The following is a 21884-nucleotide window of genomic DNA, read 5'->3' as shown; positions in this document are numbered from 1 at the left end:
AGTGTATGGGGAAGCGAATCCATCCCTGACCTTTAGCTATACCGGTCTGGTCAACGAGGATACGGAAGTGAGCGAGGAACCGGGTATCAGCACGACTGCCACAGCCAGCTCCAATGTAGGGACTTACCCTGTCACCTTAACCGGGGGATCGGATGCGAATTACGACATCAGCCTGGTAGCTGGTGAACTGGAAGTAACACCAGCCGCCTTGACCATTACGGCAGATGATAAGTCGAAAGTGTATGGGGAAGCGAATCCATCCCTGACCTTTACCTATACCGGTCTGGTCAATGGGGACACGGAAGTGAGTGAGGAACCGGGTATCAGCACGACTGCCACAGGGAGCTCTAGCGTAGGCACCTATCCGGTCACTTTAACCGGGGGATCGGATGCGAATTACGACATCAGCCTGGTAACAGGCGAACTGGAAGTAACACCAGCCGCCTTGACCATCACGGCAGATGACAAGTCTAAAGTGTACGGCGAAGCGAATCCATCCCTGACCTTTAGCTATAGCGGTCTGGTTAATGGGGACACGGAAGTGAGTGAGGAACCGGGTATCAGCACGACTGCCACAGCCAGCTCCAATGTAGGGACTTACCCCATTGCCCTGACCGGTGGTTCAGATGCGAACTATGACATCAGCCTGGTAGCTGGTGAACTGGAAGTAACACAAGCTGCATTGACCATCTCCGCAGATGATAAATCAAAAGTGTACGGCGAAGCGAATCCATCCCTGACCTTTACCTATACCGGTCTGGTCAACGAGGATACGGAAGTGAGCGAGGAACCGGGTATCAGCACGACTGCCACAGCCAGCTCCAATGTAGGGACTTACCCTGTCACCTTAACCGGGGGATCGGATGCGAATTACGACATCAGCCTGGTAGCTGGTGAACTGGAAGTAACACAAGCTGCATTGACAATCACGGCAGATGATAAATCAAAAGTGTACGGCGAAGCGAATCCATCCCTGACCTTTACCTATACCGGTCTGGTCAATGGGGACACGGAAGTGAGTGAGGAACCGGGTATCAGCACGACTGCCACAGGGAGCTCTAGCGTAGGCACCTATCCGGTCACTTTAACCGGGGGATTGGATGCGAACTACGACATCAGCCTGGTAGCCGGCGAACTGGAAATCACCCAGGCCACCCTGACCATCACTGCCGATGATAAGTCGAAGATATATGGGGAAGCGAATCCATCCCTGACCTTTACCTATACCGGTCTGGTCAACGAGGACACGGAAGTGAGTGAGGAACCGGGTATCAGCACGACTGCCACAGGGAGCTCTAGCGTAGGCACCTATCCGGTCACTTTAACCGGGGGATCGGATGCGAATTACGACATCAGCCTGGTAACAGGCGAACTGGAAGTAACACCAGCCGCCTTGACCATCACGGCAGATGACAAGTCTAAAGTGTACGGCGAAGCGAATCCATCCCTGACCTTTAGCTATAGCGGTCTGGTTAATGGGGATACCGAGGTAAATGTATTACCTGAAATCACAACTTATGTCACCCTGGAAACTGGGGTTGGGGTTCACCCGATCACCCTGTCAGGAGCTGAAGATTTCAATTACCAGATAAAAATGGTGGCCGGAATACTGGAAGTGATGCCTAAAACGCTGGAAGTAAAAGCCAACAGCGGTTTATTCAAAACCTTTGGGGATAACGATCCTGAGTTCACCTACCTGGCAAGCGGCTTTGAAGGAAATGATGGCTATGAAGTCATCAGCGGCCATCTGGAAAGGGAAGGGGGAGAAGCACCCGGAACTTATACCATCCATCAGGGCAGTCTGGATGCAGGGAAAAACTATCAGGTTCAATTTACCGGAAACCAATTCGCAATCATTGAAATTGTGGTAGTGGATGTACTGGAGATCGCACCTGTCCATATGACATGGGGGGATATCATTCCCGAACTACCGGCCACGGTCCTGGTGATTACTGACCGGGATGAAATTATCAACCTACCCGTTACCTGGGATAGTTCAGTAGTGGACGTGTTGTCCAGCGGACAATATACCCTCACCGGCGGCCTGGATTTGGGCAGCGTGCACGAGAACCCGGAAAACCAGCAGGCAAAATTGACCCTGGTGGTAGATCCAAAACAAGCACCCTCCAACCTTTTGATAACAAACAGTGAGTTTGAAGCCGAAGAAGCAAACGCAGTGGTACAGATAGGCGAATTGGAGGTGATCGATGCGGTGGATGAAATTCATCAACTGGAATTGCCTGAGGGATTGTATGACAACAGTTTCTTTGAAATCTCCTCCGGCCAGCTCTACTGGAACAGTCCTGAAAGGGCGGAAGGAAAAACCATGTTCCAGGTATTGGTGCGGGTGACAGACAGGGATGGCAACGTGATGGACCGCTTGTTGGAGATCAACAGGGTCCGAATATCGGTAAGCGAAATCGAGGTTTACAACAGTTTCACACCTAACGGTGACGGTATCAACGATGGTTGGGGCGTTCCTGAATTGCGGCACTATTCCGGGGTGAGCATCCAGATTTTTGAACGAAGCGGCAAAAGGGTGTTCTATACGCAGGATCCCGATCTCCGCTGGGACGGTACCTTTGAAGGGGTGGATTTGCCGGTAGGGACCTATTATTGGACTGTCCAGGTAAAAGAAACCGGAGAAACCAGAAAAGGGATGTTGAATATATTAAAAAAATAAATTGAGTGCCGGCTTGCATGGGCAGGCCGGCCATTTTTAACCAGAAAAAGCCAAGGAAATGAAAAAGTTTTACTTATCCATAGCGATCCTATTTTTAGCTGTTGTCACAGCAGAGGGACAGTCCCGGAAATATACTTCTCAGTTTAGTCACTTGCAAAGTTACTATAACCCGGGACTGACGGGTTATGAGGGCTCTACCTTAAGGGGATTGGTCCGCAACCAGTGGGCTGGCTGGGAGGGTGCTCCCAAAACCTACTTTTTTTCCGCAGCCTTGGACTTTGCCGAATTGGGTGGCAATGCCAATGCTGCCCTTTTGGGAAAAAATGCAGTGGCGATGAACCTGTTTTCGGATCAGTATGGTCCTTTTTTGGAAAATGAATTGATTGTCAGCTATGCCTCAAGGATCCGAATCAACAAATCTACCAACCTTCGTCTGGGAGCTGGTGTAAATTACAACCATACCCGTCTGGACGGCAGCCGCCTTACCGCAGAGCAGGGAAATGATCCCATGATGATGCAGTATGCCAATGGCTTTGCCAGGATGGAAGTCTTGGATTTTAACCTGGGTCTGGCATTTACCCATGAAAAATACTATGTTTCCTACGCAGTCCATAACGTAAATGGGGGTGCTCTGAGCTCGGGGGATATCTTTATGGACCGCAAGCCCCCGGTCAATATTTTTCAGGCCGGTTACCGAAGCAAGGTAGGGGATCAAATGATGCTGGCCTCCAACCTGATGTACCGCTTTCAGGAGGACCTGCCTGATAATGTAGAGTTTAATGTCAAGTTGCTGCTGATGGACAAACTTTGGATTGGCGGCGGTCATAGGGTGAACTACGCCAACAGCTACCAGCTGGGGGTGCTATTTGAAGGGTTTAGGCTAGGTTATGTTTATGAGGCACCCATGGTCAAATCCTATTTATTGCCCAACGCTACCCACGAGTTGATGTTGGTGTACCATTTATTTGGCAGTCCGGACAAAAAAGAAAATGGTTTGAGCATTTGGTAGGTGACAATAAATTAGAATCCGGTGGTCATTACCACCAAATTGATGTTTTTGATCACAATTATTATTTTTTGGCTACAATCACAATCATTCGGTGGACTTGGGTCTCGTAAGATGGTTGTGATTATTTTTTTCTTTTCTGTAACTTTCAGAGACTTAATTCTTTAAAATCAGGCTTGAGCCAGTCTTTTTGAAAGATGTCGGAGTATTTTTTTGTCAATTTGGCACCTGATTTGTTTCAATTAATTCTCCTACATAATTTTTGACAGATAGGAAGGATATTTGTAATTATTTCAATCAAATTTATCAGTTCTTTATATCTTATGATAAAGCAAAATGCCTTATTTATATACAATCCGTTTTCAGGAGATATGCCTGACAAAGATGATATCATTGCGTCTATTTGTGATCATTTGAGCAATTATGAATTATGGAAGACTACGGGAGAAAAGGATAGAGAAAAAATAAAGAAACTGGTAAAAGATGGGGATTACGAGTTGATTTTGGTAGGCGGAGGCGATGGCACGATCAAAATGGTAGCAGAGGCCCTGGAGGGAAAAAAAATCAAGTTGCTGCCCATACCCTTTGGTTCGGCCAATGGCCTGGCTACCTGTCTGGGACTGGAGACCTGGGAAGACAGCTTGGCAAGTCTGCAGGCAGGAAGTACCATAGCCATGGATCTGCTGGATGTAAATGGACAAGTGAGCCTGCATCTGGCTGATTTTGGCTTAAATGCAGGTATGATCAAAAAATTTGAGGAGAAAGACGAAAGGGGAATGGCTTCCTATTTTAAAAGTTCTTTATCCAGCTTATTTGAAATCAAACCGTATTCATTCAAAATTGGTCTTGCAGGAAGGGAAGAAAACGTGGAGGCGAAAATGTTGATTGTGGCCAATGGGTCAAAATACGGAACCGGAGCAACCATTAATCCGGGAAGCAGGATGGATGATGGGATATTTGAAATTATTGTCTTGAATCCCAATGGGTTTCAGGACTGGCTTGAATTGACTTATGGTGTAATGAGAGAGGACATTTCAGGTCTGGATTTCGTTCAGGTCTGGTCTACAGATCAGGTGGAAATTGTTAATTTAACCAGGGCCCCTTTTCATGTGGATGGAGAAATTGTTGAACCCAATGAGAATGTCAGCATTCGGGTCAGAGAGGATAAAGTCAAGATGTATTGGAATCCGGATAATCTTGATTAGTGAAAACTGAAAGGGAATTTGACCGGTTTTCTTAAACAATTTCAACCTTAAAAGTGATTTATTGGACAGGGTACCTTTTGCAAATCTTAATTTAAATGGTAGTTTTGGAAGGTACATTCCCAAAAATGACCTGAAATGGAAAAGTTGAGACCAGTTGAGGAGTTATGTATTTCGTCTTTAAAAAAGGGAGAAGAAAGGGCTTTTGCGATGCTTTTCGATCAATACGCCAAAAAACTTTACCATTATTCCCGTAAGTTTGGCCTCCCACATGAAGATGCAGAAGGGATCGTCCAGGAAGTATTTTTAAAAGTTTGGCAAAGAAAGGAAGCGTTAAATGTTGATTTGTCTCTGAATGCTTACATCTATAAAATTGCCAAATCTTTTATTATCAAAAGAAAAAAAAGGTTATTACTGGAGAAAGTTTTTGTTCAGTTGGAAAACCAGATGGAACCTGAGTCCGCAGATACGGAAGGAGAATACAGGTACATCATCAATGACCTGATGAAATGGGTATATAAATTTGCCAGCAAGTTACCCAAGGGACAACGCCAGGTCTTTGAATTGAAAAACAAGGAAAATTTGAGTATAGATGAAATTGCCATCCGGCTGAAGGTGCCCAAGAGAAGGGTGGAGAATCAAATTTACCTGGCCAATAAAACCATAAAATCGAAAATAAATACAGAAAAGATCTTATGGTGGGCAGGAACTGGCTTATTCGAATTTCTATAAAAACAGGTTAAAAATTTAAATTTTTTGAATTTTTTATTCGTTTTTTTAAAAATATAACATTTTTAACTTTTTTTACAAGTATTTTTTCCCACTCGAAGCTAGTATATAATGAAAGACCATCTTTTATTATATGATCAAAGAGTTACTTAAAAAACTGTTGTCGTCAAGGTTAAGTAAGGCTGAAGGGAAGTTGCTTTCCAACTGGCTGAAAGGTCCGGAGTCAGACCGGTTTTTTTCGGAAGAGTTTGACGAGATGCTGAAAGAAGATTTGGCCACGGAAGAGTATCCGGAATGGGAGGCAGAAGACCTGAAATCGAAGATATGGCAAGAACTCAGGTCACTTGAGGCAAGGAAAAGCAATGATGAAGACCAGAAAGCAGCTGCTACCATTTTTGGGCTTCCCTATATCCGATTGGCCGTGGCAGCTTCAATAAGTCTACTACTGGGCTTTTATTTTTACACTTCTTATTTCCATACTGATACAGAATCCACCGTAGAAACAGAAGCCATTCAATGGGTGGAAAAAGCCAATCCCGCTGGCAAAAAGACCCTTATTCACCTCAATGATGGATCCAAGGTTTACCTGAATGCTGAAAGCAGTATACGGTACCCGGAAAATTTTAAATCCGATAGAAGGATATTTCTGGATGGTGAAGCCTATTTTGAAGTAGCCAAAGACTCCTTACATCCTTTTGCCGTGGAAGCCGGCGATTTGATCACTACAGCTTTGGGTACTTCCTTCAATATCAAAACTTTTCCCGAAGAAGCTCGGGTGTCCCTGGTCCTGGTATCAGGAAAGGTAAAAGCTGAGGTTTCTAATACCGAAAACAGGACGTTTTTGGATCCGGGACAGGGAATTACCTTAAGGAAGGATTCCAGTGAATTGCAGGCAACTTTTAATGCCAATTTGGAGCAGACCCTATTTTGGAAGGAAGGCGTCCTTCATTTTGAACAGGTTTCATTTATGGACCTGGTTACCCAATTGGAAAGGTGGTACGGCGTAGATATCACTGTGTCGGGAGCCTACCCCACAAGTGGAGGCTTTTCCGGGACATTTAAGAATAATGAAAACCTAATCAATGTGTTGCAAACCATTCAGTTTTCGGAGGAATTTACTTTCGAAACAGCAGATAAAAAAGTGATGATTCAATTTTAACCCTTTTGCCTATGAAAAAAAGGCCAGGGAAGGTACTCGCAATACCTCCTCTGGCCAAAGACCAAACTTCAAGCCTGTCGCAAGCATCATTTCCAACACAGTTGCTCCAGGCGATTAATGAATAAATGTTTAATCTAACGTTCTAAATTATGAAAAATTTATTACGCATAATAATTATGTCTGTCAAATTTGTCCTTTATGGCTACGCATTTCTCGTCATTACCATGGCCTCCGTACTGGCGGGAACAGCCAATGGGCAAGTCAAGAGTATCGATGAAATCAGTATCCGAATCCACGGTGGAGAACACAGCATTCAGGAGATTTTCAAAACCATTGAGGCCAAAAGTGAACTTCGGTTTTTTTATTACGACAGGAAGGTCAATTTAAACCAGAAGGTGGAATTGACCGCTCATGCCGAATTTGTTGCTGATATTCTTCAGGAAGTATCCGGGAAGACCGGGCTCCACTTCAAACAAATTAACAATACCATTGCGGTTAACCGCAAACCCAAAACAAAAGCTAAAGAAAAAGCTGAATTGGATATTTTTAAAACGGTGACCGGTATTGTCAGAGACAACGGTGGGGAGCCGCTACCCGGCGTATCTGTTTTTGTAGAGGGAGCTTCTTCCGGTACCGTTACAGATTTGGATGGGAGGTTTTCGCTGGAAACTCCGGATACGGGTTATTTGATTTTTTCCTTTATTGGATTTCAAAGGGAAAGGGTAAACCTGGAAAATGGGTCCGAATTTGACATTACCCTGAAAGCAGATGACAATTACCTGGAAGAAGTGGTGGTGACCGGTTATGGTAGTCAGATAAAAAGAGAGGTAACCGGCAATATTTCCTCTGTCAAGGGAGATGATTTGGCAAAAGTGCAGGTGCCTTCCTTTGATGCAGCCCTACAGGGTCGCGCGGCTGGTGTACAGGTAAATCAGGGAAGCGGTGTACCGGGTGCTCCCTCACGGATTCTGATCAGAGGTACCTCCTCCATTTCAGCAGGATCTGAGCCCCTGATCGTAGTAGATGGCTTTCCCCTTACCCAGGAGCTGACCGGGCAAGGAGGCATCAATTCTTTTATGTCCATTAATCCAGCCGATATTGAGGACATTCAAATCCTGAAGGATGCTGCCGCTACCGCTATTTATGGCTCCAGAGGGGCCAATGGTGTGATCCTGGTGACCACCAAGTCCGGAAAGGATGGGCAAAGCAGTGTAAATTTCAATTACAGTTATGGGGTGCAGGAACCTGCCAATATGGTTGACCTGGCCAATGGAGAGCAATGGCTGCGGATGGTAGACCAGGCATTTGCCAATGATGGTTTTGACCGAGGCTGGGATCCTGTGGTAGATGGTGGTTTGGTAAGTTCTTTTATAGATACGCCCAACCAATACCTGACCCGGCAGATGGTAGAACAAGTAGCCGCTTCCGGAGGCACGGACTGGTTATCTCCTATCTGGCGCCAGGGTTCTATAGAAGATGTAACCGTATCAGCGACCAGGGGTAATGAAAAAGCTTCCTATTTTTTATCCTTAAGGTATCAGGATCACAAAGGCCTGATGAACGCACAGCGGTTACAAACCTATGGATTGCGTGCCAACCTGGATTTCAATATATTGGACAACCTCAAGACAGGTATCAAAAGCAATTTCAATTATTTTGAAAACCAGAGGGGACAGTTGGGGGGAAGCAACGAGGCCAATCCAAATGGAGGCCGGCCAGACCGTGGAAACAGGGGAGGATATGGATCAGCCCTTGGAGGAGCGGTACCGGTATTACCTGTTTTTTTGGATGATGGCAGTTATTTCGATCCCTTTGGGGGCAGGAACCCCATTGTAGCCAATCTGCCATCCAATTACTTTGATAAAGCAGAGAACTACCGGAATATCAGCAATGTATTTGTGGAATATACTCCGGTCGAAGGGCTTAGCCTGAGAGCAGAAGGAGCTATCGATACCTGGTATACTAAATCTACTTACCATGTAAGTGATGCCATTCGGATTTCCAGGTATGGAGAAGTAGGTAATACCCTGAGGAATAACCTGAACCTAAATGCCTATGCTACCTATACCAAAAAAATAGAGGATCATAGTTTTACCCTGGTAGCAGGTGCGGAGCGGCAGAGAAGGAATTTTTTCAGGACCGATGCCCGGGCTGAGAACCTGGTTTCTTCGGATTTCAATATTGGAGAAACGGCAGGAGATAATGTCATTTCCCTGGTAACCGGTACTTTTCCGGAATTCAGGATACAGAGTTATTTTGGAAGGTTGAATTACAACTTTAACGAAAAGTATTATGCGATGGCTAGTTTCAGACGGGATGGTGCCTCGGTTTTTGGTCGGGATAACCGTTACGGTCAGTTTCCTGCCCTCTCTGGGGGATGGATAATCAGTGAAGAGGATTTTGCAAGTAATTTGGGCCCGGTAGAGTTTTTGAAGCTCCGGGCGAGCTTTGGACGAACCGGCAATGCGGATATTCCCAATGTATTGGAAAACCGGTATGTTACCTGGCCCGCCTACTCCTTTGGATCGGGTATCATTCAGAGCGTCATCGGTGTTCCGGATATTCAGTGGGAGGAGATCAATACCTTTGATGCTTCCCTGGATTTTGAAGCCTACCAATCACGGATTAGCGGTTCGGTTGGGTTTTACCAGCAGGATGTAAAAAATATGCTGTTACTCAATCCCATCCCTCCTTCCCAGGGGATTTTACTGGGAAGTTCTGCCATCTGGACCAATATCGGGGATTTGAGAAACCGGGGGGTGGAGATTTCCCTGAATACGATCAATATAGACCGCCCGGAAGGCTTTAGTTGGCGAACAGATTTCAACCTGACACTGGTGAAGGACCGGGTGATGAGCCTGGTTCCCAGACTGGATGAGAATAACCTCGGCATCGTACAAGGAGCCACCATTACCAGGACAGGCAATCGACTGGGTACTTACTTCATGGCCGAACACGCCTTTATAGATCCGGAAACAGGTTACGAATACATTTACGAAATCAATCAGGACCTTTTCAACGAAACCGGCATCATAGAAAAAACAGGAGAAACCATTTTGGCAACCCCTGCTGCTGCTCAGCAAAACAGGGTGGAGTTTGAAGGTAAAAGTGGTTTGCCCACGTATTTTGGCGGCTTGCAGAACACCTTTTCATACAAGGGACTGGACCTGACCATATTCTTTTCCTTCCAGGGCGGAAATTACCTGTACGATGGCAACCGGGTGGAAGTATCCGGAGGGTCCAATTTCAGGGCTGATCTGGAAGACAGGGTATGGACCCCTGACAATCCAAACGGCTCCTTGCCACGGCAAAGTTACCTGAAACGAACCCGGGAGAATGAGCCTATGGCAAGACCCGGGTCCACCTCCCTATACCTGCAGGACGGTTCCTTTATCCGACTCAGAAATGTACAGTTGAGCTATACCTTACCTGCCGCCCTGCTTTCCAAAGCTAGGATCAAAGGGGGTAGGGTGTATGTCAATGCGACCAATTTGCTGACATTTACCGGCTATGATGGATTTGATCCGGAGGTAGCCAATTTTGACTCCGACAGGCAAAACAGAAACCTGCGGCAGGGATTTATTGGTGGGAGTCCTTTTCCTCAGTTAAGGACGATTACCGGAGGAGTTTCATTTACTTTTTAAACCTAAACTAAAAAGAACATGCAAACGATAAGATTCAATAGTTATACATTCAAAACAGTCTTTTTATTGCTCATGACCTTATGCTGGTCATGTGAGGATCAATGGCTGGAAGATGTGGGGGTGGTTTCCAACGGATTTGCTGATCCCAGAAACACCCAGGATTTGGAACAATTGGTAAATGGTGCCCTTTGGGTAGCCGGTGGATCCGGGGGCTTTCAGGGTATACATGGTAACCAGGCCATTTATTCGGCCACGATTTCAGATGTAGGCAAGCTAATGGATGAGCTTGGGGTAGTGGGGCAGGATGCCATAGATTGGTACAGCAGGGATTTTTCCAACAATACCCATTCTCAACCCACCCGAAATTGGAACGCAGGCTATGCGGTATTGTTGGCAGCTAATGCGGTCATAGACTGGATAGACAGAAATGGAGCCTTCGAAGACCAACAAAGCCATTGGACACCAAGGATACTTGGGGAAGCGTATTGGCTCAGGGCATGGGTGAATTTTAATATGGTGAAAATTTTTGCTCCGCCCTACGGGGCTGACAATGATGCGCCAGCCATCATCATCAAAAATCGTTTGCCCAATTCGGCATTTGATAACCCCGCACCTTCCACCGTTCAGGAGGTTTACGATCAGATTCTGGCCGATTTAGAGCAGGCCATAGAACTCCTGCCCGAGGAATACGATCCAGATAGGGATCCTCCTGCGTATGTGGACCGGCAAAATAAAATGGCGGCCCATTTTCTAGCCATGCAGGTAAATTTTCAAATGAGAAACTGGCAACAGGCAGAGGAGCATGCAGATGTAATTCTCAATTCCGGGAGATACCCGCTGGATGAGGATCCCATAGAGGCCTGGAACAAGGATCAGTTTGGGGTAAAAGGCAATGAAGTGATCTTCCAGTACGTGACTTCGGGTTCACAAACCCAATGGAAGCCTCCGGTCGTTTCCAGGTGGCTGGGCTACTCCGATCCAAATGGAAGGTGGAACCTCACCGACAGGTTTAACAACAATCAAATCATGTCGCTGAGTGAGCACTTTAAAACCATGACAGGATGGGATAACCATGAGGAAGCGATGAACGATAAGCGTTACCAGCAGTTATTCATTTCTTTTGGCCCCAATGAGGACCCTCGGCCAGCTTATCAGGGTTTAAACCAAAGGGAAGTTTGGGGGCACAAGTGGTACCGGGCAGGAGAGCCTGAGGCTTCCAACCGGGTTTCCAGCCTGCCGCTGATGCGATCCGCAGAGGCCTACCTGACACGGTCTTTTCTGAGGTTTTCCAGAGGAGACGAGGAAGGAGCAAGGGGAGATTTGAATGCAGTAAGAAACCGGGCAGGACTGGAAAGCTATACGGGCCCCATGTCTGAAGAGGTCATTGAAGTGGAAAGAATGAAAGAATTGGTTTTCGAAAATGACCGTTTGTATTACCTGCAGGCGCTGGAAAAGGAAATTCCAAATGGAGACAGGGGGGCAGGAGGCATTCCCTGGACATCCCGAACCTGGCAACCCATACCACAAAATGAAGTTGACCTCAATCCAAATCTTGATAACTAATTCTTGGATGCAGAAAGCAAAAGAAAAGGCTGTTTCCAGCCTTTTCTTTTGTTTTCTATGGCTATTCCTTGCAGGGGAGGCTGTCAGGGGACAGCAAGTATGGGACTGCAAAAGCTATCCCGATGAGGCGGGTTTTCAGGAAAGAAAAGCGGGATTACTGCAGGACTTAGCTGAAGAACCTTTTGGCAAGAAATCCCGGGGAACGGCCATTTGCCCCGATACAGGCAAGTCATTCAAGACCTGGGCTGTGGAAGGAGAAACCATCTATTCACCCTATACAGGAAGGGCCTTAAAACAGGGTCCCACCGGTTATTTTGGAGCCAGGGAAAGAGGAGAGGATGGGCAGATCATCAGCTTTGGCGGGGATGCACTGAAAAAAGACCTGATTCCTGCTATTGCCCGCCTGATATTGGCTCCGGATGACGGCCTCACAAAGGCCTGGTTGTCTATTCCGGGAAACCTTAACCAGCAATACCATTTTGCGGCAAAAAACTGGGCACGGTTTTATCCCCTACTCGCTGATCAAATGGATGCGGGTTGGAAGAAAAAATTCCAGCAAGCCGTTGCCCGATATGCAGCCAATGACAGGCCATCAGATGGCTACAGGACCTATGCTCCCCTTTCTACGCCTCATGATTTGGTGGGTGAGCCAGGGGAATTGTTGGGGGGTAACCCAAAAGATGGAGGCACTGAAAACCATAAGATCATGTGGAGAACTTCTGCCTGGGTATATGCGCAACATTTTCCTGACACGGCACTGATTTCCGGCTGGCCCGTAACAGAGGTGGATTCGCTTGTGGAAAACTATTTCAGGATTTTTTATCAAAAACTGGTGGAAACAGGAAATGGAGAATACGATGCTGAAATCTATTATCCCCACAGCCTGGAAGCCCTGATGAATGGGTATGATTTTGCCAAAAAAGAATCTTCCAAAAATTTATCCAAAGCCATCATGGATTATTTCCTGGCTACCCTGGCCATTAAAACCTATGATGGAGCCGTCGCAGGTGCCCAGAAAAGGGCGCCTCAACTGATCAACTCAGGTGGAGAATTGAATAGCATGTTTCATTTGTGGTTTGGAAGCACCGAACTGTCTTCCAGCCACCAGTATTCTGTCCACCAGCTGACCAGCACCTACCGGCCTGGCAAATTTATCTGGGACCTGTACCACAAGAATTTCCCGCTTCCATTTACCATGAAGGTATCCCGACCCAGCTATCACATGGACAGGCCGAATCAAGGGCAGGAGTATTTTTACGGAAGCCGGCATTTTGGCCTGGGAAGTATTTATCTAGAGCGGTTGGACAATCCCAATCAGCAGGTGCTGTGGTCCCTGGTGGTGAAAACCAACAATGGGCCAAAAACCATCGGAGGCGGACAGCCTTATCACCGGGGTCCGGGTGGACATAGTCCCTATACGCAAACCATGCAGCATGAAAATACTTTGCTGGTGGCAGTTGCCACCACGGCCCCGGAGCCGGAAGTAACGACGGCTGAGTATTCGTCCAGGGCATCTCTGGGAAGAAGACCCCTGGAAGCACTTCCCATACCGGATAGGGCTTCCGGTTCATTTGAAGAATGGTTTGAAAAAGCCAGGTTTCAGGAGGCTGCATGGCTTTTTATTCCAAAAAATAGCGGGGAGATTATCGAAAAAGACCAAAAAATCATGCTTCAAACCGACCATGTTTATGTAGGAATCACGCCATTTTCAGAAAATGTTTATTGGTTGGATGTCCCCGCAGGAACAGCGCTTAAGGGAAGACAAAAGGTATTGGAAGATTACCATGTACTGGTAGTCGGAGATGGATTTACAGGGTACGCTTTGGAAGTTCATGAAAAAAGTGACTTCCAGTCATTCTCCGAATTTTCAGCTGAATTTTTGAATCAGCCTCCTTTCAAAAAGGACCGGGATAAAAATATCTTAACTTACCATAATATGAAAGGGGATAGGATCGAAATGAACTACAACAGCCTTGGCTTGAGACCAGGCGGTAAAATCAACGACATATCCTTGGATTTTGAAAACTGGAGTGAAAGCGGGGGATATACCTCACCGGTGTTGAATACTGGTAAGGGGTACTTGGAAGGCAATATCCATGGAGAAATTTTTAAGGTAAGCCTTCAGGAAGAAACCATAGTCTATGAAAAATAAAGCGATTTTGACAAGAATAAAGCAAAGCACTTTGCCTTTCTGGCATTTTTGCCTGGGCATTATCCTTTTGGCTAATGCCATGCCTGTTTCTGCTCAGCACCAAAACCTGGATTGGCTGATCAATACCCATGCTTTCGACGGAAAGGATGCCTTGGGTAAGCACCCCAGGGGTCTGATTCTACCTGAGGAATTGCCCTCCATCAGGAAGAAAATTCAATCAGGACCCTACAAGGAACAGCTGGACAAATGGATGCGTCAGGAAAAACGTTTGAATGAAGAAATCAAAGCATTGGCATCCTTTGATGCCAGAAGAACAGCCGAATTGGCCGAGCAGCAGGCCATCCTTCATTTATTTACCGGGGATGGTTTTTGGGCAGACCGGGCTTTTCAAAATCTGGAATCCGTTTTTGAGGATAAGGTTGTTTTTGATAACCCCGTTGCCCGCGGTCTTACACGGGCTGCCATGTTGCAGGCCATGGCCATAACCTATGATTTTTGTTACCAGTCCTGGAGCCAGCAGGAGAGAAACCTGGTAAACCGGCAGTTGTACAAAACCTTATATGCCACCCAGGCCAGCATGGGATTTGATGCCAACTACAGCCTGGTAAGCAACTGGATGGGGGTCAGGTGGGGAGCCGTACTTTTTGCAGGATTGGTTTGGGATAACCCGGTCCCGGATTCCCGTTCTATCGCAGATCCACTGATCTGGGACGCATCCAAGCGGCTGATCGATCATTTAAATGAAAACATCTACCCGCAGGGTTGGAATGCAGAAAGCATTGGTTACCATGTCTACAACTGGTCCTTTATAGGACCGGCCCTGATCGCATTTCAAAACAGGCAGGGGAATGGCTATTCGGTTTTGGACACCTTTGCCCCCCAGGCGATCCATTCATTGAAGGCCATGGCTTCCACCATGGTCAATATTCCGGCAAAAGATGGCCTCACTGGAGTTAAACCTGATCTTTCAGATGACAACCTGAATGTGGGGGAGGGGTTGTTGGCGATGGGCCTGAGGCTATACCCGGAGGAGCAGCAAGCTGCCATCAAGTGGATGCATGACTACCTGGGAGAAGGATCCCTGTATAGTGTGTTATACAATGGTGAAAATGCAGCATCAATGAATCCGGAAAAGCTGGGTTGGTTAAACCACGCCGATACCACCCAGGGGCTGGTAGTTTTCAGAAAATCCTTTGAGGGCCCTGAGGATATTGTAGCCCTGTATAACGTTTCCCAAAAAAGAATTGCCGGTCATAAGGGGCCTGATGTGAATACTTTTAGAATAATCGGAGGTGGAGTTCCTTTGGTAATCGGGGCGGGTCGCACCGCACAGGTAGCAGGGCAAACCAATCTTTTTACATCAAAACCGGATGAAGACCAAAAAGGGGATAATAATAAGGAAGGGACCTTGCTGGATTTTGGTTTTGATGGTAAAGGTTCCGGGCATGCTTTGGGTAAAGGAAGCAGCATGGGGGTGACAGACCACCTCAGAAAATTTACAGTAGCCTATGATGCTTTAAGCGGGGCTGAAGCCATTTTCCTGGTGGAGGATTTTTCTACCAATGGAAAGGTATGGAGGCTGAATACCCCTGAATTCAACCAGGTTTCTTTACAGGAAGATGGATTTGTGATTGAAACGCCGGCAGGATTTACCCTTAGGGCAAAAATCCTGGCAGGCACGCTTGAAGGCCCTCCCTCCCAAACCAAGGTTAGGTATGGGGGAAACACAGGTCGCCTGAATCCGGGGATACCCTGGCAAGGACAGGCGTATGCTCACAGCAAGGCCATTGACCTTCCTGTATCAGGTAATTGTAGAATCATCCTGGTATTACAAGCACCCGGTAAAGACCCTCCGGATATAAAGCATACCAGGACAAAAGTTCAGGTAGGTTCCCTTGAAATTCCATTTTATAATCCTCAAAATGATGATACAGTTGCAAAACCTTAAATTACCATTGACCAGAATATTTCTTTTGATTGCGCTTTACCTGTCAGGGATTGCCTGCGCCTTCAGTCAGGAAACGCATGATTTTTTGCATGAGCTTTATGACCAACGAAATGAATCGCCCATGCAGCAAAAATTCAGGGAAATTGCACCTGTTCCTGCAGGAGTAGTATACATTCAGCGTCCGGGTGAGGGGGAAAAGGAAATTAGAGCGCATTTCCGGAAAATGAAAGCACTTGGGTTTACCAACCTGAAGCAGATCATGACCTTGCCTGACTGGAACCATGAGGAAATCCAGTTGATCGCCCTGGAGGAAGGTTTGATACCCTGGTGGTATGGAGAAGGAGGATGGGAAGCCATTACCCCAGAGCTGCTCGAAAAGTTAAAAATCGATAAAAATTTATCCCTGGAAGACATACGGCATCATCCCGAAATGATTGCCCATCAGACAGAGGTTTTCAGAGAAAGGATAAAAAAATATGCTGCCCATTACCAAAAGTCAGGTAGCAGAGAGGCTTTCAGGGGGTCCAGTTCTGCATACGACCCCATTGTGGGCCAGCGGGGTTTGGACTTAAGCGAAAAGGGAAAGGCGCTTTTTGTCCGCTGGGCCAGGGAAACCTACCAAAACATTGCGGAGTTAAACCATGCCTATAACCAACACCACCATGGGCTGGCAGCAGGAGGCAAGGCTTTTGATTCCTGGGAGGATTTTGAAAAACGGTGGGAAAGTTATAACCACCGGGAATTGAGAATCATCCGGGATATATTTAGGTTTAAAGCAGATTATGGGGTTCAAAATCTATCAGAAAGGGTCAGGGAGTTTCGGTCCATCGATCCCAATGCCCCTTACCGGGCTGGGGGAGAACTGGGGTTATTCAGACCGCATGCCTATTTTGGGGTTAATTTCCCCGGTATTGCTTCCGAGATGAAGCATTCGGGTTCATTTTATCCTTCCATTCATTTTACCTGGCATTTTGATCAGGTCAGGGATGAGTTAGGCCCCATGGTATATGTACAGGCCAGTTACATCAACGATATGTTTAAAGGAGGATGGAGTGGGGGATGGGAGACCACCGGGGGTCCCCAGCAATTCGGAGGGGAAAAATTTGGTCAGAACAACAAGGGATTTACAGTGGATGCACCCGAAATGGAGCAGTTTACTTTAAGCATGTTGGCAGCAGGATTCAAAGGCTGGGGATTATGGAGTTGGTCAGTGAGAAGTGCGGGGGCAGAGGTCGGAGAATACGCATTGTTGGATCACCACAATGAAATTACCGACAGGGCCATTGCTGTGGGTAAAATTGCGCGTGCCATGCAACAATTTCGCGGGGAGATCTGGTCTTTACATAAAGAACCTCAGGTAGGTATATTTTTTGACTGGGACAATGAGGCGATATGGACCGCCCTTTCAGTAAAGGGGCAGGATAGTTTGCGGTACAGACCGATGGAAGCCCGGGTAGGCCTGAGCAGGGCATTGATCAATAAGGATATCCCTTTTGAATTTGTCACCCCTGAGGACATCAGGGCAGGTCTGGCCGCCCGGTATCCCATCATCTATATGCCCGCCATCCTGGCGATGAACCGGGATTTGTTTCCGTTAATGGAAAAGTATGTCCAGGAAGGCGGAAAATTGGTTTTGGACATGCCAGGGGCATGGATGGATACCTATTCTGCTTTGTTCCCTCGGGGCACGGACTCTGCTTTTGCCCGGCTATTTGGAGCAGTTTTGCGGGAATACCAATATTCCGGTATTAACCGCAATTGGAAATTAAACGGTCATGAACTAACCGGTTCCATAGCGGACCTGCGTGTGGAAGGTGCGGCCGTTTGGGCTGCTTTCGATAATGGCAAGCCGGCGGTCACGCTGATGCAAAAGGGAAAGGGAAAGGCTGTTATAGTGGGATTTGAGGCCAGCAGGGCATGCTTTCGACGGGGCAATGTACAGGAAGAAAATAGATTGGTGGAGCTGCTGATGGAATTAGGGGCAAAGTCACCTATTTCCAGTGAGCAGGCCATTGTTTACCGGCTGGCTGGTCCTAAAGTAGATCATTGTTTTTTAATGAATGAAGCGGATAGGGAGCTTAGCCTCCCATTGAAAATCAATGGATTGCACTATAGCAGTATGGAGGATGCTGTAACAGGTGAGGTATTGGATCTCAATCAACCTGTATCCCTGGATGCCAATGGGGCCAGGTGGCTAAGGCTGATTAAATAGCAGGGGAAAGTAAATTGAATCATTCCTTGGTGAACAGCCATAATAATGATTGCCTGATCTCCTCTGATCTCATTTGTAAGGTACACTGACCAAACAAAAATCAAATAAAAGTTTCTAGTTTTTCATGCGTCAGCGGTTTCTCTATAAATCCGCTTACAAAGGGAAACTCCTTCGACTTTTGACGGTCCTGAAAGTCTATGGAACTGGATAGCATGATGATCCTGTCATTTCTTTCGTTCTCAAGTTCCACATATTGACTTAAAAAATCCCAGCCATTCATGACAGGCATATTGATATCTACAAGGATCAATACTTTTTTCTCCAGATCCGGATTTTTAAGGTACTCCAATGCTTGCTCGGCCTCTAAAAATTCAATGGTTTTGGGGGTAAGATTTAACTTGTTGATCAACCGTTTGTTTATTAAATTATTAATAGGGTCATCATCAATTAAAACAATTAAATCGAATGGGTACATTGATTTTTTAAATAATATCTAATCTCTCTCACACACTATTTTCAGAAATTTAACACTATAATTTCAGTAATAAAATATTCTCCCCATATTTTGCAATATTCTACTTAGTGAGCACCAAAAGACTATTTCTTTAATTTTAACTACTTAGTTTAAAATAAAAAAGGGAGAAGCTTTTGCAGCTTCCCCCTGATTGTCATTCAATGGAGTGGATTACATCATGCCACCCATTCCTCCTCCGCCTCCCATTGGGGGACCGGCAGGAGCTTCCTCTTTGATATCGGCAACCACACATTCAGTGGTCAACAGCAAGGCAGCGATTGAGGCTGCATTTTCAAGAGCCAATCGTGTCACTTTGGTAGGATCGATTACACCTGCTTTAAACAAGTCTTCAAATTGATCTGTTCTGGCATTGTATCCGTAATCACCTTTAGAATCCCTGATCTTATTGATGACCACAGATCCTTCTCCACCTGAGTTAGATACGATGGTTCTTAATGGAGATTCTACAGCCTGCTTGATGATGTTGATACCGGTGTCTTCATCTTCATTGGCTCCCTTGAGTTTTTCCAAAGCTCCTGCAGCTCGGATAAGGGCTACCCCGCCACCAACTACTACGCCTTCCTGAACGGCGGCGCGGGTTGCGTGTAAGGCATCATCCACACGGTCTTTTTTCTCTTTCATTTCCACTTCGGTAGCCGCACCAATGTACAGTATGGCTACGCCTCCTGATAGTTTGGCCAATCTTTCCTGAAGCTTCTCCCTGTCGTAATCAGAAGTAGTCTTTTCGATCTGGCTTTTGATTTCATTGATTCGACCTTCGATGGTTGCTTTTTCACCGGCACCGTTTACGATGGTAGTGTTGTCCTTATCAATATTGATTTTCTCTGCAGATCCCAGGTAGTCGATGTTTACATTCTCCAGCTTATATCCTCTTTCTTCAGAAATAACTGTTCCTCCGGTAAGGGTCGCAATGTCTTCCAACATGGCCTTCCTTCTGTCACCAAATCCTGGTGCTTTTACAGCAGCCACTTTCAGAGCACCTCTGATTTTATTGACCACTAAAGTAGCCAAAGCTTCACCATCCACATCTTCAGCAATGATCAACAAAGGTCTTCCCGATTGGGCTACCGGCTCCAATACAGGAAGCAGCTCCTTCATGGCAGAGATCTTTTTGTCATAGATAAGGATGTATGGATTTTCCAGTTCGGCTTCCATTTTCTCCGTGTTGGTAGTAAAATAGGGAGAAAGGTACCCCCTGTCAAACTGCATACCTTCCACAGTTTTGACTTCAGTTTCTGTTCCTTTGGCTTCTTCTACGGTGATTACGCCGTCTTTTCCAACTTTCTCCATGGCATCAGCGATCATCTTGCCGATTTCTTCGTCGTTATTGGCAGAAATGGTTCCTACCTGAGCGATTTCTTTGGAGGTGGAGATTTGCTTGGAAGCTTTCCTCAGTTCTTCTACTACAGAACTTACCGCCTTATCAATTCCTCTTTTGAGGTCCATTGGATTGGCTCCGGCTGCCACATTCTTAATCCCTACGGAAAAAATGGATTGGGTCAGTACGGTGGCTGTTGTGGTTCCGTCACCGGCATCATCAGCAGTTTTGGAAGCAACTTCTTTTACCAGTTGAGCTCCCATGTTTTCGATAGCATCTTCCAGTTCAATTTCTTTGGCAACGGTTACTCCATCTTTGGTGATGGTAGGAGCACCGAATTTCTTGTCCAGGATGACATTTCTCCCTTTTGGACCTAATGTTACTTTAACTGCATCTGCAAGTGCGTCAACTCCTTTTTTCAGACGGTCTCTTGCATCGGTATTGAAAAATAATTCCTTAGCCATTTTTTAATCTTTTTTTCGTTTGAATTAATTAAACTTGATTAAAGGATACTTACAGGATAGCGAAAATATCCGCTTCTCTCATGATCAGATAATCAGCACCCTCCACAGAAAGCTCGGTTCCTGCATACTTGCCATACAAAACGGTATCACCAACTTTGACAGTTAATGGCTCGTCTTTTTTACCATTTCCTATGGCTACTACAGTGCCTTTTTGTGGTTTCTCTTTGGCAGTGTCAGGAATATAAAGTCCTGAAGCTGTTTTTTCTTCTGCAGCAGCGGGTTCTACCAAAACCCTGTCTGCTAAGGGTTGGATGTTAACTTTAGACATTTTGATTGAGTTATTTTTAAAGTTTGAATTCTATAATACGAAAATCTTATTTACACTTTCTATGCCAATCCTGAAGATGCTCACTTTCCTGACATAAAGTCTTACTTCCCTGGATTACCTGACAGGCTGCAAAGGCCCGGGAAATTTACACCCTGTCATTTTTGCTGAATGGTATTGCATACCATGCCACATTTTCGTACTTTTTCTCATGATTTAAATACTTTAACCTATGGAAAAATTATCGGAAAACTGGATTTCAGAAGGCTGGATAGACTTTGAGTACAAAAAGTACCTGTTGCTGGCTTACCTGAAAGGGGTAGAAGAAAAATTTAAAGCAGTAAAATTGTACCCACCTTTATCAGAACTGATTGCCCATTATGAGAAACTCAGTCACCTGGACAAAAACCGGCATCAGTTAAAACTATCCTTCCCCCGGGAAATGGAAAGCATCGATTTGAAAAAAATGAAAATCTCCTATAAAAATACAATGCAGGAAGATGATGTCATGAAAGAGCTGGGGGATATCATCAGCTATTCCCTTCCTAAAATCAGGCAGCAAATAGAAGAGGGTAAGTCTATTTATGATTTTATTGAAAGTCACCTGGAAATTGAACCGGTAGGACTCACTCCCATCTATCAGAGAGAGGGATATGCCTTACTTTCATATGCCCATTCCAAAGAAGTGTATATTTACCGTTATCAGGTCAACCTTTTCCAAAACAGCGTGGACCGGTTCAGAGGCATAGCCCTGAAGTTCATTGCTGCTGTTAAAAGAGGACTTGTTCAGACTTATGACAAGATAAAAATGGACCTGATCAAAAAATTCTCGGATTTGCCCAACCCTTCCACCTGGCGGATACAGGCTGAACACAGCATTCCTTTGGAAGAAAGCCTGCTTCCCGTAAGCAAACGCCTGTTGCTCCGACATGTAGAACCATAAA

General features: G+C 45.9%; 14 protein-coding genes. 11 read left to right on the top strand and 3 right to left on the bottom strand.

Features of this window, described 5'->3' with window-relative positions; translation table 11 throughout:
* From GL182_RS23885 to GL182_RS23840, 10 genes are all read left to right on the top strand, one after another.
* Window positions 1–2683, top strand: a 2683-nt coding sequence (locus GL182_RS23885; RefSeq protein WP_163382550.1) for an MBG domain-containing protein, incomplete at its 5' end; no start/stop codon positions are given.
* A gap of 58 nt (window positions 2684–2741) precedes the next feature.
* Window positions 2742–3692 (top strand): type IX secretion system membrane protein PorP/SprF, encoded by a 951-nt coding sequence (locus tag GL182_RS23880; protein WP_163382548.1) that lies wholly within the window; start codon window positions 2742–2744, stop codon window positions 3690–3692.
* 320 nt (window positions 3693–4012) lie between these two features.
* Window positions 4013–4894, top strand: a complete 882-nt coding sequence (locus GL182_RS23875) for a diacylglycerol/lipid kinase family protein (protein ID WP_163382546.1) — start codon at window positions 4013–4015, stop codon at window positions 4892–4894.
* Between the two features lie 135 nt (window positions 4895–5029).
* Complete coding sequence (locus tag GL182_RS23870; protein ID WP_163382545.1) at window positions 5030–5623, top strand: RNA polymerase sigma factor; 594 nt, start codon at window positions 5030–5032, stop codon at window positions 5621–5623.
* A 130-nt stretch (window positions 5624–5753) separates the two neighbouring features.
* Window positions 5754–6779 (top strand): FecR family protein, encoded by a 1026-nt coding sequence (locus GL182_RS23865; RefSeq protein WP_163382543.1) that lies wholly within the window; start codon window positions 5754–5756, stop codon window positions 6777–6779.
* A gap of 176 nt (window positions 6780–6955) precedes the next feature.
* Window positions 6956–10423, top strand: a complete 3468-nt coding sequence (locus GL182_RS23860) for a SusC/RagA family TonB-linked outer membrane protein (RefSeq protein WP_163382541.1) — start codon at window positions 6956–6958, stop codon at window positions 10421–10423.
* An 18-nt stretch (window positions 10424–10441) separates the two neighbouring features.
* On the top strand, window positions 10442–11986 hold the full coding sequence (locus GL182_RS23855) for a RagB/SusD family nutrient uptake outer membrane protein (RefSeq protein WP_163382540.1): 1545 nt from the start codon (window positions 10442–10444) through the stop codon (window positions 11984–11986).
* Window positions 11987–11993: 7 nt separating this feature from the next.
* Window positions 11994–14138 carry a hypothetical protein gene (locus GL182_RS23850; RefSeq protein WP_163382538.1) on the top strand — a complete coding sequence of 715 codons (2145 nt, stop codon included), beginning with the start codon at window positions 11994–11996 and terminating at the stop codon, window positions 14136–14138.
* The gene (locus GL182_RS23845) at window positions 14128–16086 is read left to right on the top strand and encodes a hypothetical protein (protein ID WP_163382536.1); all 1959 of its coding nucleotides are present in this window, start codon (window positions 14128–14130) and stop codon (window positions 16084–16086) included. Before GL182_RS23850 ends, GL182_RS23845 begins: the two co-directional genes overlap by 11 nt.
* Window positions 16061–18298: a beta-galactosidase trimerization domain-containing protein gene (locus GL182_RS23840; protein ID WP_240469950.1), complete on the top strand. Its 2238-nt coding sequence runs from the start codon at window positions 16061–16063 to the stop codon at window positions 18296–18298. Before GL182_RS23845 ends, GL182_RS23840 begins: the two co-directional genes overlap by 26 nt.
* Before the next feature lie 100 nt (window positions 18299–18398).
* On the opposite strand, the gene GL182_RS23835 is transcribed toward GL182_RS23840, so the two are convergent.
* From GL182_RS23835 to groES, 3 genes are all read right to left on the bottom strand, one after another.
* Entirely contained in the window at window positions 18399–18773 is a 375-nt protein-coding gene (locus tag GL182_RS23835; RefSeq protein ID WP_163382534.1) for a response regulator, read from the bottom strand.
* A 210-nt stretch (window positions 18774–18983) separates the two neighbouring features.
* Complete coding sequence (gene groL, locus GL182_RS23830) at window positions 18984–20615, bottom strand: chaperonin GroEL (RefSeq protein ID WP_163382532.1); 1632 nt, start codon at window positions 20613–20615, stop codon at window positions 18984–18986.
* A gap of 49 nt (window positions 20616–20664) precedes the next feature.
* On the bottom strand, window positions 20665–20943 hold the full coding sequence (groES, locus tag GL182_RS23825) for a co-chaperone GroES (RefSeq protein ID WP_073095107.1): 279 nt from the start codon (window positions 20941–20943) through the stop codon (window positions 20665–20667).
* 229 nt (window positions 20944–21172) lie between these two features.
* Between groES and GL182_RS23820 the strand changes: the two genes are divergently transcribed.
* Window positions 21173–21883 carry a hypothetical protein gene (locus GL182_RS23820; protein WP_163382530.1) on the top strand — a complete coding sequence of 237 codons (711 nt, stop codon included), beginning with the start codon at window positions 21173–21175 and terminating at the stop codon, window positions 21881–21883.
* Window position 21884: the final 1 nt, after the last annotated feature.

Source organism: Cyclobacterium sp. SYSU L10401 (assembly GCF_010993705.1).
In the GTDB taxonomy this organism is placed as follows: Bacteria; Bacteroidota; Bacteroidia; order Cytophagales; family Cyclobacteriaceae; genus Cyclobacterium.
The sequence above is the reverse complement of the archived record's forward strand: the minus strand, read 5'-3'. Positions and strand labels throughout refer to the sequence as shown.